14 protein-coding genes are annotated in these 14,393 nt (G+C 42.8%); 8 read left to right on the forward strand and 6 right to left on the reverse strand.

Annotated elements, in window-relative coordinates:
- Positions 1–198 precede the first annotated feature (198 nt).
- The 3 genes from AC59JO_RS16310 to AC59JO_RS16320 all read left to right on the forward strand — a co-directional run bounded on the left by AC59JO_RS16310 (position 199) and on the right by AC59JO_RS16320 (position 1,232).
- On the forward strand, positions 199–567 hold the full coding sequence (locus AC59JO_RS16310; RefSeq protein ID WP_413669681.1) for a glyoxalase superfamily protein: 369 nt from the start codon (positions 199–201) through the stop codon (positions 565–567).
- Between the two features lie 108 nt (positions 568–675).
- Entirely contained in the window at positions 676–1,023 is a 348-nt protein-coding gene (locus AC59JO_RS16315; RefSeq protein ID WP_497306497.1) for a transposase, read from the forward strand.
- A gap of 65 nt (positions 1,024–1,088) precedes the next feature.
- On the forward strand, positions 1,089–1,232 hold the full coding sequence (locus AC59JO_RS16320) for a hypothetical protein (protein WP_413669679.1): 144 nt from the start codon (positions 1,089–1,091) through the stop codon (positions 1,230–1,232).
- Between the two features lie 91 nt (positions 1,233–1,323).
- On the opposite strand, the gene AC59JO_RS16325 is transcribed toward AC59JO_RS16320, so the two are convergent.
- The 6 genes from AC59JO_RS16325 to AC59JO_RS16350 form a co-directional block, all read right to left on the reverse strand.
- On the reverse strand, positions 1,324–3,423 hold the full coding sequence (locus tag AC59JO_RS16325) for a putative porin (RefSeq protein WP_497306499.1): 2,100 nt from the start codon (positions 3,421–3,423) through the stop codon (positions 1,324–1,326).
- Complete coding sequence (locus AC59JO_RS16330; RefSeq protein ID WP_091218692.1) at positions 3,423–4,238, reverse strand: purine-nucleoside phosphorylase; 816 nt, start codon at positions 4,236–4,238, stop codon at positions 3,423–3,425. Before AC59JO_RS16330 ends, AC59JO_RS16325 begins: the two co-directional genes overlap by 1 nt.
- A complete protein-coding gene (lpxK, locus tag AC59JO_RS16335; RefSeq protein ID WP_497306501.1) occupies positions 4,222–5,265 on the reverse strand; it encodes a tetraacyldisaccharide 4'-kinase in 1,044 nt (347 codons plus the stop codon). Before lpxK ends, AC59JO_RS16330 begins: the two co-directional genes overlap by 17 nt.
- Before the next feature lie 230 nt (positions 5,266–5,495).
- A complete protein-coding gene (locus AC59JO_RS16340) occupies positions 5,496–5,648 on the reverse strand; it encodes a hypothetical protein (protein WP_497306503.1) in 153 nt (50 codons plus the stop codon).
- On the reverse strand, positions 5,632–5,871 hold the full coding sequence (locus AC59JO_RS16345; RefSeq protein ID WP_413669676.1) for a DUF433 domain-containing protein: 240 nt from the start codon (positions 5,869–5,871) through the stop codon (positions 5,632–5,634). Before AC59JO_RS16345 ends, AC59JO_RS16340 begins: the two co-directional genes overlap by 17 nt.
- A 227-nt stretch (positions 5,872–6,098) precedes the next feature.
- Entirely contained in the window at positions 6,099–6,554 is a 456-nt protein-coding gene (locus tag AC59JO_RS16350; RefSeq protein ID WP_497306505.1) for a hypothetical protein, read from the reverse strand.
- A 119-nt stretch (positions 6,555–6,673) separates the two neighbouring features.
- Here AC59JO_RS16350 and AC59JO_RS16355 point away from each other — a divergent pair, with 119 nt between their 5' ends.
- From AC59JO_RS16355 to AC59JO_RS16375, 5 genes are all read left to right on the forward strand, one after another.
- Positions 6,674–7,582 (forward strand): serine hydrolase, encoded by a 909-nt coding sequence (locus AC59JO_RS16355; protein WP_413669673.1) that lies wholly within the window; start codon positions 6,674–6,676, stop codon positions 7,580–7,582.
- Between the two features lie 441 nt (positions 7,583–8,023).
- Positions 8,024–10,384, forward strand: a complete 2,361-nt coding sequence (locus AC59JO_RS16360) for a TonB-dependent receptor (protein WP_497306507.1) — start codon at positions 8,024–8,026, stop codon at positions 10,382–10,384.
- Positions 10,385–10,642: 258 nt separating this feature from the next.
- Positions 10,643–11,170, forward strand: coding sequence for a hypothetical protein (locus AC59JO_RS16365; RefSeq protein ID WP_497306509.1), 528 nt, complete (start codon positions 10,643–10,645; stop codon positions 11,168–11,170).
- A gap of 186 nt (positions 11,171–11,356) precedes the next feature.
- A complete protein-coding gene (gene fabG, locus AC59JO_RS16370; RefSeq protein WP_497306736.1) occupies positions 11,357–12,100 on the forward strand; it encodes a 3-oxoacyl-[acyl-carrier-protein] reductase in 744 nt (247 codons plus the stop codon).
- A 188-nt stretch (positions 12,101–12,288) separates the two neighbouring features.
- Positions 12,289–14,370 (forward strand): hypothetical protein, encoded by a 2,082-nt coding sequence (locus tag AC59JO_RS16375; protein WP_497306511.1) that lies wholly within the window; start codon positions 12,289–12,291, stop codon positions 14,368–14,370.
- The last annotated feature ends 23 nt before the right edge of the window (positions 14,371–14,393 follow it).

Genomic DNA, 14,393 nt, shown 5'->3' on the forward strand with positions numbered 1-14,393 from the left:
GCACTCAATGTAATAGACGAGGGGGAGAAATGTGCCGACGAAAGTAAGGTATCTGTTGTATGGAAACCTAATTTACAAGGCCGTTTTAGTCATATTTAACATCTATTAACATTTGCAGCCAGTTAATTGAAAACAAGCGCGTTCGTTGTACAAAAGCGGCGACATTTTCCGTTAAATTTGTTTAACAATCACTTACCTATGTCAATAACAAAACCTATCCTCCGAATTTTTGATTATGATAAAGCCATTGAATTTTATATTACCTGGCTCGGCTTTAAAACCGATTGGGAACACAAGCCCGAAGGTGTACCTGTATACATTCAAATTTCGCTGCGCGACGTTGTGCTTTACCTGTCCGAGCATCACGGCGACTCAAGCCCAGGCAGCCACGTGGCTATTGACGATTTTACCGAACTAAGGGACTATCATGCCCATCTAATCGCCAAAGAATACAAATATAATCGCCCGGGTTTGGAAGTACCCGAATGGAATGACAAGACTATCACCATGACCGTTCATGACCCTTTTGGTAACAGGTTAACATTTAGTGAGGAATTGAAGGGGTAGGAACAGTTTTTTAAGTTTTTTTAGACGTTTTTTAGCGCAAGTGTTGTGTGGCTGGCTGGAGGGGCGCTCACTTTTGCTTTCTTTATTATATTTAACTATTTTCAGCGTGTGAGTACCAAATATAAATTCGCTAACCCAGAGGGCGTCTACTTCGTAATCTTTGCTGTGGTTCATTGGGTGGATGTTTTTACAAGAAACATATATCGTGATATCTTGCTTGATAGCTTTCGCTATTGCATGAAGGAAAAGGGCTTAGTTATTTATGGGTTTGTTATAATGAGCAATCATGTTCATTTGCTCATAGGCAAAAAAGGCGATCAAAGTCTATCAGCTATTATGCGGGATATGAAAAAGTTTTCGTCTGTTAAAATTATCAGGGAGATCATAGAAAATCCGATGGAAAGCCGAAAGCACTGGATGCTTAAACTCTTTTCCGATACAGGAAAAGCAAATTAAATAATACCCATTATCAGCTATGGCAGCAAGAAAATCATCCGATAGAAATTGAACCCAACTCAAATATGTTTGATCAAAAATTGGATTATATTCATCAAAACCCCGTTAAAGCGGGATGGGTCAACGAGGCTTCTGCATATGTTTATAGCAGCGCTTCTAATTATGAAGAAAAAGGTGGCATTTTGAGTGAAGTTGAAGTAGTATATTAACCTCAAAAGGCACAAGTCATCCACCCTCATGCCTGCCACGCAAGACTTGCGCCAGTCTAAGGCAATTTTTTGAATTGTATAGGATGCTTTACTAATTATAAAAAGTCCACGAAACGCCAAACTTCAGGATGGCATCCTGTTGCGGATAGCGGTTTACTGTGTAGTAGCCTTTGCTCCATGCACGCTGATTGATATAATCATAAGCAACAAACAGGTTGGTTCGCTGTAAAGTTGCTTTGAAGAACACACCAAATATAGGGTATGATGAAAAAGTTACGTTTGCGCCGTTATAAAATTGACCCAGGCCCGGGGCATATGAAGGGGCAACATATTCTGTGTTATACCTTCCATTTATACCCATACTGGCGTGTAGTACATTAAGCAAAACCCTGTTAACATACAAGCTGCTGTAAGCATATACTTCAGGCGTACGAAGCGTGTTTTGATAGTCGGTTTTTTGATATACGACATAGTTATCAAAATGCAGGCTCCTATAAGCGAAGTTTTTACCCAGGCTTATTTTTAACAGGTTGATGGAACTGCCAAGTTGCGCCGGGCGTACATCACTGCCACCATCCTGTGCCGTAAAATACAGGTAGTTGCTAATCAAAAAATACTCAGCTTTTAAATCAATTTGCAGGGCATTGTTAATGTAATTGAACGATGCGCTGGTAGTTTTCTGATTGCTGAAATCGTTATGGAAAATATAATGATTGGAGATCCAGTTGTTATAAACCAACGGCGGCGAGCTGTTTTGCGAATAGGCCTCTAAAACGATCTTACCAGTTTTTTGGCCGCCTGCCAGGGTAAGTTTGGCATCATACAAATAGTTGCCAAAGTCACGGCCCTGGGCAATTTGCCTGAAATCGGCATCAAGGGCTATACGATCGCTGAAACGGTATCCCAGTTTAGCTTTCAGTGTAATATCCTGGAAGGAATTGTGCTGTACTTTATCTTGGTGTATATATTTTGCACCATACTGGTTAAGGGTGGTATCGCTAACATACTGGTTGTACGAATAAAAATCATGTACAAGGCCCAGATCAAGCTTAAGCTCGTTCTTTACAAACTTTACCGATTTGCTTCGGAGGTAAAAACTGTACGAAAATTCATTTTGAATATGAGTCACTACCGTCGAATCACGCGATCGGTTATTGCTGAAATAATAATCGGGAAACACATTATAGGTATCCACACCGCTTTGCTTATACAGGTACCTGCTGTTTGAGATATGGAGGGTATGTGATACACGCTGGGTAGGCAGGATCTTTGAGTTATCCTTGCCTTTGTTCAAGCTGTCTATCCGGCCTAAGTAGTAAAATTGCTTAATATAAAGTCCCTTATCGTTCCAGTTTTCATAACTATAAGGCAGTCGTACCGCTGCCCTATCTTTTGAAAAGGCATTGTTTACATTGGTGCTGGTAAATACCGAATCGTTGAGGATGCTGCCCGTTTCGGGGGCCTTGAGATTGTTAAACAACAGGTTGGCCAGCAAGTTGTACCGTTTGCTTTTTGATTCGTACCAGGTAAAAATGGATGCATTCAAATCACTTACGTTTTGGCCCAGCACGTTGTTATAGTTATAAAAGCCCTTTGATCCGTTGAAATTAAGGTTAAAGCCAATATTCCAGTTGGGCTTTATGTTTTGGGTATGGACGATATTGAATAACTGGATAGCCGAGCCACCAAAGGCATTGTACAATGTAAGCTTGGTATAGGGTACCCGTGTATTATAATAATTAATATCCTGTGGCTTCAGCGCGTAAATATCAAGCGCATGCAAGCCAAGGTCAAAGCCAATGGTTCTGCTGGGCTCAAAAAGTAAAGGCCGTTGCGATAAGCCAATATTACCCAAATGGATCCGCGGGCTGCGTGGATCAATAAGTGGGCTATAGATCTCGAAATTTGTAATACCGGTATCAATCGGAAACAACTGCGTACTATCGTTCAGCAAGCGCTCGTTGGTAACGCGGATAAATTTGGAACTGAAGACTACCGAATCCTTTTTGTTTTCTTCTTTACGGCGCAAACTGTCCAGGAGCTGATCGTCGGTCATTTGTTTTTCCTGACGGCGCGCAGTATCACGGGTAGGCAGGTTGCGCGGATTGGTGCGGGTACCATACTGCGCAAAAGCAGCCTGTACCGACAGGCACATCAGCAATAAAAAAATATATTTGAGCTTTTGGCGCATTAATTACCGGCTATCAGTTCTTTAAGTATCAGGGTCATTTTAGGTTCGGCTTCCTGCGCAATGGCAAGGATCTCTTCAAGCGTTATCGGCTTCAATATTTCAGGGAAGCCTTCGTCAGTTAATACCGAAATGGCAAATGTTGGGATGCCCATGTGGTTGGCAACAATAACTTCGGGCACAGTGCTCATACCAACCGCATCGCCTCCAATAATGCGCAGGTACTTGTATTCGGCACGGGTTTCGAGGTTAGGGCCGGTTACCGCTACGTAAACGCCTTTATGGCAGGTGATATTATTTTTTTGCGCAATAGCTAAACCTTTCTCGATCATATCATGGCGGTAAGGTTCGCTCATATCCGGAAACCGTGGGCCAAGCTCTTCATAATTACGACCAACCAGCGGGTTTTGCGGTTGCAGGTTAATATGATCTTCAATGATCATCAAATCGCCTTTTTTAAAATCGGGGTTAAGCGAACCGCTGGCGTTTGATACGTAAAGCGTTTTGATGCCCAGGTATTTCATCACCCTCACCGGGAAGGTGATTTGTTGCATATTATAGCCTTCGTAATAATGTAAGCGGCCCTGCATGGCAACAACTTTAACACCTGCAAGCGTACCAAAAATAAGTTTGCCCGAATGGAACTCCAACGTTGAGATCGGAAAATCAGGTATGTTAGAATACATGAGCTGTTTTTCAACCTCAATTTCTTTTACCAGGCCTCCAAGACCGGTACCTAAGATAATCCCCACTTCGGGTACAAAATCGCCTATTCGGTTTTTGATGTATTGCGCGGTGCCTTCAATATTGTCTAACATATGTTTGTATTAATTCGTCAAATTGTTGTTGCCCGTTATTTAAAAAACTAATGCCTATGGGCAGCACCAAAACGGGCAGTTTTTTAATCATCGGAAGCAGGTCCTGTTCCCCTAAACGTTGTGCATCCTTTTCTGTTGTGATGATCACTTTTTTTTGTGAGGAGCAGGCCGAAAAATCATTGGCAAGTTTACTGATATTTTTTAAGCTAAAACGGTGATGGTCGGGATAATTGTGATGAACAAGCAGTTCGGTTTGCTTTTTCAGATATGCCAGTAATGGCTTAGGATTAGCTATCCCTGTGAGCAGGAAAACCGTAGTTTGCTTGTCGATAGCATTGGCAACCGTTGCTCCCTCCATAGTTTGAGCGGGAAGATAGTTAATAGTAGTGAAAAATAGCGACTGGTGAGGATAAGGCTTGATCCGTTTAATTACCCGGCCCTGTTCAAGATCGGTAAGGGAGGCAGGGCATTTACTGATGATGATCACATCCGCTCTTTTGCGCCCGGCAAATGATTCGCGCAGGTTACCCGCCGGCAGCAGGACGTGAGGCTCGTTAACCCGGCTATAATCAAAAAGTAAGATGCTCATGCCCGGTTCAAGTGCCCGGTGCTGGTAAGCATCATCTAAAATGATAATATCATGATTGTCTTTCAATTGTTCAACACCGGTTACACGTTTTTCGCAAACGGCAACATCAATATCCGGAAATTTATGTTTGAATTGTGCAGGCTCATCGCCAATATCGGAGGCTTTGCTTTCGGCAGATGCCATTAAAAAGCCTTTTGTGGTGCGACCATAGCCCCGGCTGAGTGTGCTTATTTTATAACTGTTTTTTAACAGCCTGATCAGGTATTCGGTCATGGGGCTTTTGCCGGCACCGCCAACGTCAAGATTACCTACAACGATAACCGGCATATCAAACCCGGAGCTTTTGAAGATGCCCCGGTTATAACACCAGTTACGGATCCCCACAATAAGGGCATAGATCAGCGAAAAAGGGATTAAAAGCCAGCGGATAAATTTCATATATAGCCCGTAAAGATAGGTATATACGTATATAAATATAAACGTATACGCAATTTGCTATATGCTGATAATAATTGGACCGGGGGTGACTTTGCTCTTTTTAATATGTCTTTTTATTAGAGGCACAAGCTTTGATAATTCGGCATGGGTATTAATTGGAGCAATTAATACGAAAACACTGATGGTGTACTTTTTAAAGTTTTGTAGATGTTGGAGATTTTTATCAAAAGTTAATAAGGCATCAAAACCTTACTGAGTAAAAGTTTTAAAAGCCCTCCATTTTTTATACCGTTCCACCCTTTATCGGTTACAGTATATACTTCGTGTTCGGGAAAATCAAGTTTTAATTTTTTAGGGAGATTCTCATCAAGCAACAGCTTCATAGAGTTGGGTGATATTCTTTGAGGTTACGATTTTACTGGCAATATCTAACAGTGCAATGGCCTGTTCTTTTTTTACAGATGGAAAATCTTCTAAAAAATCGGCAAGCGAAATCCCGGCCTCCAGATGATCAAAGAGTGTATCAACGGGTACTCGTGTGCCGGCAAACACAGGCTGACCTCCCAAAATATCATGATCTATATTAATCACTTCACGGATCTCCATGGTTGCAAAATTAAAGTTTGACGCGCGAGCCTTTTTGAGGCCGCCATTTATTAATAGCCTTACGCGTTTTATTGATTGTTGCAATTTGCTTATCAGAGAAAGTAGGAGCAAGCAATAAAAATGACTCCAATTCTTTTAGTTCATTGTTATCAAACCCTATATCTACCTGAACTTGCATACTCAAATTTACAAAATTTATTTAATTAACGTTTCACATGGTTATGGCATCAATCTATCACCCCAAACTGCTTTAAATGATGCGTAAAATGTTTGCCATGCCAAATGATCCATTCGTTATAATCCAATGGACCGAAGCCACCGTGAATCACTTTAAGGTCAAGCGTGTTGAAATGCCTGTCGAACGTATCCAACTCTTTCATTAATTGATTAATAGCTGTTTCCAGGTCAGGGTAGGTTAGCGTTTCGGGCAACTCTTCTAAAATGATATTGCGGGGCATTTCATTATCGGTATAAATACCATTCTGCTTACGTGCCGCGGTGTTTTCATGAGGCCCATCCCAGGTTGGTATTTTAACGCCGTTGGTGTATTGAACCTGAGTTATAAGATGTTCGATCATTTGTTGAGGCGTCATTTTACCCCAAAGCGGCTTAGCCTGCGCATCGATGTTAAGCAATAAGCGGTACAGTACTTTGCGGTTGGTGATATCAACAAAATGGTTCATGTGCTACGCGAGTTTTTGTAAATATAGAAAACATAGTTTTGAGTAGTACCTCCGGGTTGAACGCATAGTTGCTCATCGATTAAAAATTTGTATTTTCATTTTTCCAGATCGCTCATCTCATGAAACATAAACTCACCCTGCTGTTGCTGTTATTGGCAGCATCAGCTTTTGCTCAAACTGATGGTAAACTCACCGCTAAATTGAATGATGCGGTGAAAGATTTTCACGGACAGGTTGGCATTTATGTGCATAATCTTAAAACCGGCAAAACTGCGGAGATCAATGCCGATACCCTGTTCCCAACGGCAAGCATGATCAAAGTAAGTATTCAATGCGGGGTGATGGATAAGATAGAAAAGGGCGAACTGAAATATAACCAGAAACTGGGTTATCGCGATTCGCTGCTTTACGCCGGTGAAGACCTGCTGGGTTCGTTTAAAGATAAAGACACCGTGCAGCTAAGCAAAGTTGCCATGCTCATGATCACCATGAGCGATAACACTGCAAGCCTTTGGCTGCAAAAGCTGGTGGGAAGCGAGTATATCAACAACTGGCTCGATCAAAATGGTTTTAAAGTAATGCGGGTAAATTCAAGAGCTCCCGGGAGGGAGGCTATGCGCAAAATATACGGTTGGGGGGTAAGTACCCCGCGCGAAATGTGCCGATTGTTTACCATGATCCGCGAAGGAAAAGCTGTGAGCCCGGCAGCCAGCGAGCGAATGTACCGTAACATGGGCCGCATTTATTGGGACGAGCATGCGTTGTCGCAGATTCCGCCTTATGTGCATACCATATCCAAACAGGGCGCTGTTGATGAATCTCGCTCAGAAACAGTGCTGGTTAACGCCCCACATAGTGACTATGTATTTTCGATCATTACCAATCATAATACCGATACCAGCTGGACGCCCGGCAATGAAGCAGGCCTGCTGATCAAAAAAATATCGGCCCTGCTATGGCATTATTTTGAACCTGCTGATAAGTGGCGGCCGGCCGATGGAGTAGATAAGTTTATGTTGAATGAGTAGGCTGTATTGTTTCCTGCTATAAATTCATCTGCCCCAAGTGATCTGCGAGTAACTATCGGCGAACCTGAAAAAAAGTGATAGCGTGTAAAATATATTTAAAGGATGGTGTGAGAGGCCGCGTTAGTGATAGAAGCGGATACCGGCCTTGTGGCTAATGCCTGTGTAGTATGAGCGGATAGCACGGGCCGCAGGCAACGCCCATATTTATAAATATTGATTAAAAGACACATCTCCCACAAGGCACCATTGTTTTCACCTGCGTATAAAACGTTTCTTCTTAACCCATCATGTAAGCATTGGCATACCCCAAAAAACGCAGATGATATATTTTATAAACTTTAAGTAATATTTATGCGGGATAGCTGTTAATTGTTTGTCAATTGCTATTATTGACAATCGATTACAATGTGTGATCCGCACACATTTAAATACACCTATTTTATGCGTAAATTATTTACTTTATTACTATTTATTGCTATAGCATTTTCGGCCCGGAGCCAAACCTCGGGCGATTATTCGGGCACCATTACCGATGGTAAAAATCAACCTATTGCCGGTGCTTCGGTGTACCTGCTCAATACCAACTACCAAACCAGCGCCGACCGAAGCGGGAAGTTTGTTTTAAAAAATATAACTACCGGAAAATATACACTGCATATCAGCGCTATTGGTTACGCGGCCAAAAACATACCGGTAAATATGATCGGTACCAGTCGCCCGATAACAATTCAGTTGAATGATGCCAGCAACCAGTTGGATGAAGTTACGGTATCGGCCCAAAAAACAGAAGAACAGGCCCAGCGTGTACCATTCAGTATCTCAACACTATCGGCCAAACAGATACAGGATTACAGGCTTTGGGATTTGAAAGACCTTACCGCTATTGTACCTAACTTAAACTCAGGCGCCCCCGGCGATGGCCGTACTGTTACAGGCATCCGTGGTATTGTTACCACATCGTATGATCCTGCTGTTGCAACCTATGTTGATGGTGTAAACCAATATGGGCTGGATACTTACATCCCTCAATTGCTGGATGTGGATAGGATAGAAGTTTTACGTGGTCCGCAAGGAACGCTTTATGGCCGTAATGCTACTGGCGGTGTTATCAATGTGATCACCAAACAACCATCAAATACCTTGAGTGGTTTTGCCGGAGTTGACGTTGGTAATTATAATCAGCAGCGGTATACCTTAGGCATTAAAGCGCCATTGGTAAAAGATAAGTTGTATTTAGGCGTAGCCGGAATCTATTCGGGTTTTAATGGCTTTTATACCAATACGTTTAATAATACACATTTTGATAAACAGCATTACTTTTTGGGTAACTATTACCTGAAGTTTTTGGCTACCTCAAAGCTTGCTTTTACGCTGAATGTTAAAAACTACAATAACCGTAATAACGGCGCATTCACTTTGGCCGGTTCGCCTGATGAGGCTCTGAGCCATCCGTTTGAGGTTAATCAGAATGCCACCACCAAAATGGTTGACAATACCTTCCAGTCATCGTTAACGGCTAACTACAGTGGCAATGATTTTAACTTTACCTCGCAAACATCTTACCAGGTAAATAACCGTTATTATACAACACCTATCGATGGCGACTTTTCACCTATCGATGCGGTATCTATCGTAAACAACTACGGTGGCAAATGGAATAAAGTAAAAACTACCATCCAGGAATTTCGCTTTACCTCTCCGGCTTCATCAACCTCAAAACTGAAATGGGCAGCAGGTACCTATGGCTTTTATCACTACGCGCCAAACAGGCAGGGTACCTATTTTGGTGATGATGCTGCCGCGGTTGGCTCACCTATAACCGATTTTACAAGTATCAACACCAATACCGACCGTAATTATGGCATAGCTGTTTACGGGCAAGCTACTTATGCTGTAAGTGAACAATTTGATATTACAGCTGGTTTGCGCTATGATTATGAGCATAAAAAAGAAAATGTAATGGGCGAGTTTCTGCCAAACGGAGGAGAATCGGTTGTTACCCGCTCGGATACATCATCAACTGCACATTACAAGGCCTTTACACCTAAAGTTAGTTTGGCTTACCACGTATCGGCACATAACAATTTGTTTGCTACCTATAGCCGTGGTTTCCGTGCGGGTGGTATTACAGAATTAGGTTCCGATCCCTCGTCTCCGCCGCTTTATTCTTTTAAACCTGAATACAGCAACAACTTTGAAGTGGGTTCAAAGAACGACTTTTTAGATAACCGCCTGCGTGTAAACGTAACCGCGTTTTATACCCGTATTACCGATGCACAGGTGCCAACGCTGGTGCTGCCCGATGCCATCACCATCACTAAAAATGCAGGTAAGTTAAGCAGCAAAGGCATCGAGGCCGAAATCAACGCCACACCAGTTAAAGGCCTGGAGTTTGATTACAACTTTGGTTATACCCATGCCCGTTATACTACATTGGTAGTTGGTAACAATGGCGAGGAAGTGAACCTGAAAGGCAATAAGCAAATTTATACGCCTAACATCACCAGCATGCTGGCACTGCAGTATGGTTATGACCTGGGTGGCCCGCTGAAAACTAAGCTGATTGCCCGTGGCGAATGGCGCTACCTTGGCGACCAGTATTTTGACCTCGCTAACCAGATTGAGCAAAAAGGCTACAGCAAGTTTAATGCAAGGGTAGGTGTAAGCACCAAAAGGTTCGGTCTGTTTTTCTGGGAGAGTAACATCGCCAATAAAAAATACATTGATTATGCCTATGATTTTGGCGCGACACACTTAGGTAATCCGCGTACTTATGGGGTATCGTTGAATACTACTTTTTAATCTTACCTTCTTATAGAAAAATGTCATTTCGACGAGCATAAAGGACAGAAGGGGTGGCTGCGAGGAGAAATCTTCTACGCTATGCTTAAGGCACGTTTAGGCGTATAAGGTTTCTCTTTCGCCCAGGTACTCTAATCTCTCCCGCTCAATCGAAATGACATTTTTATTTTAAGATATTTAGTTATTCTGCCCTATGCCATCCCGGATATTTTTTGTTAATTCAATCAAAATCTGATCGTTAATAAAACCTTGATCTTCATGAAAAAGAATATCCTGCCGCTGCTCATTGCTATTGTTAGTATTGCCATCACTTTTCCTGCGCGCTCGCAGGTTATTACCAAATATGGCGATAATGTAAGTACCCTTGATGGTATCATGAAGGCCTATTATGGTGTGGTCACCGTTAAGAAAGGCGAAAAGGTAAGCTATGAGCGCGACAGTCTGCTGCATATTGCCAATGCCCATGTTGGCGCGGGGTATATAGATAAGCAGGGCAAGCAGCAGTTTAGTTATATGACCCTGAAGCAATACCATAAACTGGCCGATCCATCACTGTCAAAAAATGGTTTTGATGAACGCGAGATAGCCCGCCGGGTTGAAAAATTTGGCAGTATTTACCACGTATGGAGCACATACGAATCACGTAACACAGCCAATGGCCCTGTAACCGAACGTGGCATCAATAGTATTGAGTTGTTTAACGATGGCTCCCGTTTCTGGATCCTGGCCTGGTTTTATGACGGCGAACGGAAGGATAATCCAATACCGGCGGAGTATTTGAAATAGATTTTTAGTTCATAGATGATAGTTCATGGTTCATGGTTCATAGCTTTTGCTTCGACATTTTTACCATGATCTATGAACCATGAACTATAAGCTGTTACTATGATCTATGAACCATCAACTATGAACTCATTTGAACAGAAACAAAAAACTGCTAACTTCACCGCCCTGAAATCATATACTTTAATTATGAAATTATTAGAAGGAAAAACCGCGTTGGTTACCGGCGCGTCAAAAGGAATAGGCCGTAAGATTGCCGAAAAGTTTGCCGAGCATGGCGCTAATGTAGCTTTCACTTATTTATCATCAGTAGAAAAAGGTCAGGCCCTTGAGCAGGAACTGCAAAGCTTTGGTACTAAAATAAAAGGTTACCGTTCTGATGCTTCCAAGTTTGACGAAGCCGACAAACTGATCACCGATATTGTTGCTGATTTTGGCACGCTTGATATCGTGGTTAACAATGCCGGTATCACTAAAGACGGCTTATTAATGCGCATGACCGAAGAAAACTGGGACGAAGTGCTTGACATAAACCTGAAATCGATATTCAACGTTACCAAAGCCGCTTCAAAAATCATGATGAAAAACCGTAAAGGTGTGTTCATTAACATGAGCTCGGTTGTTGGTGTGCAGGGTAATGCTGGCCAGGCCAACTATGCCGCTTCAAAAGCAGGTATTATTGGTTTCTCTAAATCGGTAGCTAAAGAGCTGGGTTCACGTAACATCCGTACCAACGTTGTCGCCCCGGGCTTTATCCGTACCGAAATGACCGAAGTGCTCGACCCTAAAGTTGTTGAAGGCTGGGCAGCAGGCATTCCGCTTAAACGTGCCGGCGAAACCGAAGACGTAGCCAATGCCTGTGTATTCCTGGCTTCAGATATGGCCGCTTACATCACCGGACAGGTTATCCCTGTTGATGGTGGTATGTTGTAAGCATACGCCCCTCTAAATCTCCCCCAAAAGGGGAGACTTGAAAAGCTTTTTTTAAGCCCTCTCCTTTGGAGAGGGTTGGGTGAGGTTAAAAACTTATTCCCCTCTTTTCACAATAATTTCGCATTTTGCAGGTAATGTTTATTGGGCCGGATGCCCCGCGCCTTTGACAACGATACTATAAGCTACAAATGTTTTCACTTACATGGGGTTCTGTTTCGGGATGGTGGTTGCCTGCCGGCTTATTGCTTGGTTTGGCATATGCCTGGCTCATGTACCGCAAGCCGGTTGAACTTGGTAAAAACTTACGTTATATCCTGGCTGTCATCCGCGCTGTTACTGTATTTTTCATAACTGTTCTGCTCATTTCTCCATTGGTGAAAACGGTTAAATATGAGCCGCAAAAACCTTTAGTCCTCATCGCCCAGGATAATTCATCATCTATCAACACATTTAAACCGGTTGGGTTTAATTCCACAGCGTTTATTGATGATCTGGCTAAACTCAAACAGCAGCTTGGCGATAAATACGATGTGCAGGAGTTTAATTTCGATAAAGATCTGCATCCTGGCTTCTCAAAAAACTTTAGCGGTAAACAAACCGATATTGCGGGGGCACTGCACCAGCTTAACGACAGGTTTATCAATCAAAACATCGGCGCATTGGTATTGGCAACAGATGGTTTATACAACCAGGGGAACGATCCGCAATATGAAACCCGTAATATCAAAACCAGCATCTATACCGTAGCCCTTGGCGATACTACTGCCAAACGCGATCTGCTCATTGGCAATGTAAACTACAACAAGACGGCTTTTTTAGGGAACGATTTTGTGATAGAGGTGCTTGCCACAGCTTATCAAAGTAAGGGCGAAAACATGAACCTGGCAGTTACTGAAGATGGAAAACAGGTTTATACTCAAAGCATCCCCGTAACAGGAAATGATTTTAAAAAGGTCATCCCGATAAAACTGAACGCTGCAAAAAAAGGCCTCAGAAAATATAATATTAGTATTGCCCCGATAAAAAACGAGCTATCGATTCAAAACAATGCCGAAACCATTTATGTGGAAGTATTGGATGCGAGGCAAAAGGTGCTGTTGTTATATAATGGTCCGCACCCCGATTTAACGGTAATTAAACAAGCTATAGAAACCAACAAAAACTTTGAGGTAAAGGCAAGTTCCCTCGCCGATGCCGCTACCATTAAACCTGTGGATTATAGTTTGGTAATTTTATACCAGATCTCGGCAGGCGAGTACGCCCCGATAAAGAATTTTATGGCTAAAAGTAAAACGCCGGTTTGGTATATAGTGGGCTCGCAAAGTAATTTGCAGGCGGTTAACAGCGAACAAAACACCATACGCATAAGTGCAGGAAGGGCCGAAACACAGGAGGTGATGCCGTTGCCCGCGAATGATTTTACAGCTTTTACGCTGTCTGATTCGGCTAGGAGAAAGATTGCAGCCTTCCCGCCGTTGGTGGCACCCTTTGGCAGTTATGGAACAGGTACCGGCACTTCGGTTTTATTGAAGCAAAAGATTGGTACTGTAGTTACTACATATCCGTTACTTGCCTTTGGCGATGAAGCCGGTAGGCGTGTAGCTGTGCTTGCAGGCGAAGGGATTTGGCGCTGGCAATTATCCGAATTTCAAAACTATGGCAGCCGGAATGCTACAGATGAACTGTTGAGCCAAACAGTACAGTATTTAACTGCAAATGCCAATCGACAGCGTTTTCGTGTCTATCCGGCACGTAACGTATTTGATGAAGGTGAAAATGTGATCCTCAACGCCGAATTATATAACGACGCCCTTGAACTCATCAACACACCTGATGTAAAGATAGAACTGAAAAGTGCGACAGGGAAAAATTACAGCTTCCTGTTTACGCGCACAGGCCAAAGTTACCAGTTGGATGCCGGTTCGCTTCCTGTTGGTGAATACACATACAACGCCTCAACCCAAAACGGAAAGCAGGATTTTAAAGCCGCGGGGCAATTCACCATAAAACCACTAAACCTCGAAGCCCGCCAAAGTGCCGCTAACCATTCGCTGCTTAATGCGCTGGCTAAGCAAGGCGTCGGGCAAATGATCAAACCTTCACAGATTAGCCTGCTTGCCGATCTGATCCGCAAAAACGAAAATATCAAGACGGTGGTTTACGAGGATAAACATTACAGCGATCTGATAGATATAAAATGGTTGTTTGGGTTGATCCTGTTACTGCTATCAACCGAGTGGTTTTTGAGGAAGCGGGAAGGAGAGGTTTAGGTAGTAGAGTCAAGACGGTAAGA

It is taken from the genome of Mucilaginibacter sp. A5337 (genome assembly GCF_059690695.1).

Excerpts from the sequence above, each read along its gene's own strand:
- AC59JO_RS16310 (WP_413669681.1), top strand. The coding sequence starts at position 199 with ATGTCAATAACAAAACCTATCCTCCGAATTTTTGATTATGATAAAGCC.
- AC59JO_RS16320 (WP_413669679.1), top strand. The coding sequence starts at position 1,089 with ATGTTTGATCAAAAATTGGATTATATTCATCAAAACCCCGTTAAAGCG.
- AC59JO_RS16325 (WP_497306499.1), bottom strand. The coding sequence starts at position 3,423 with ATGCGCCAAAAGCTCAAATATATTTTTTTATTGCTGATGTGCCTGTCG.
- AC59JO_RS16330 (WP_091218692.1), bottom strand. The coding sequence starts at position 4,238 with ATGTTAGACAATATTGAAGGCACCGCGCAATACATCAAAAACCGAATA.
- lpxK (WP_497306501.1), bottom strand. The coding sequence starts at position 5,265 with ATGAAATTTATCCGCTGGCTTTTAATCCCTTTTTCGCTGATCTATGCC.
- AC59JO_RS16340 (WP_497306503.1), bottom strand. The coding sequence starts at position 5,648 with ATGAAGCTGTTGCTTGATGAGAATCTCCCTAAAAAATTAAAACTTGAT.
- AC59JO_RS16345 (WP_413669676.1), bottom strand. The coding sequence starts at position 5,871 with ATGGAGATCCGTGAAGTGATTAATATAGATCATGATATTTTGGGAGGT.
- AC59JO_RS16350 (WP_497306505.1), bottom strand. The coding sequence starts at position 6,554 with ATGAACCATTTTGTTGATATCACCAACCGCAAAGTACTGTACCGCTTA.
- AC59JO_RS16355 (WP_413669673.1), top strand. The coding sequence starts at position 6,674 with ATGAAACATAAACTCACCCTGCTGTTGCTGTTATTGGCAGCATCAGCT.
- AC59JO_RS16360 (WP_497306507.1), top strand. The coding sequence starts at position 8,024 with ATGCGTAAATTATTTACTTTATTACTATTTATTGCTATAGCATTTTCG.
- AC59JO_RS16365 (WP_497306509.1), top strand. The coding sequence starts at position 10,643 with ATGAAAAAGAATATCCTGCCGCTGCTCATTGCTATTGTTAGTATTGCC.
- fabG (WP_497306736.1), top strand. The coding sequence starts at position 11,357 with ATGAAATTATTAGAAGGAAAAACCGCGTTGGTTACCGGCGCGTCAAAA.
- AC59JO_RS16375 (WP_497306511.1), top strand. The coding sequence starts at position 12,289 with ATGTTTTCACTTACATGGGGTTCTGTTTCGGGATGGTGGTTGCCTGCC.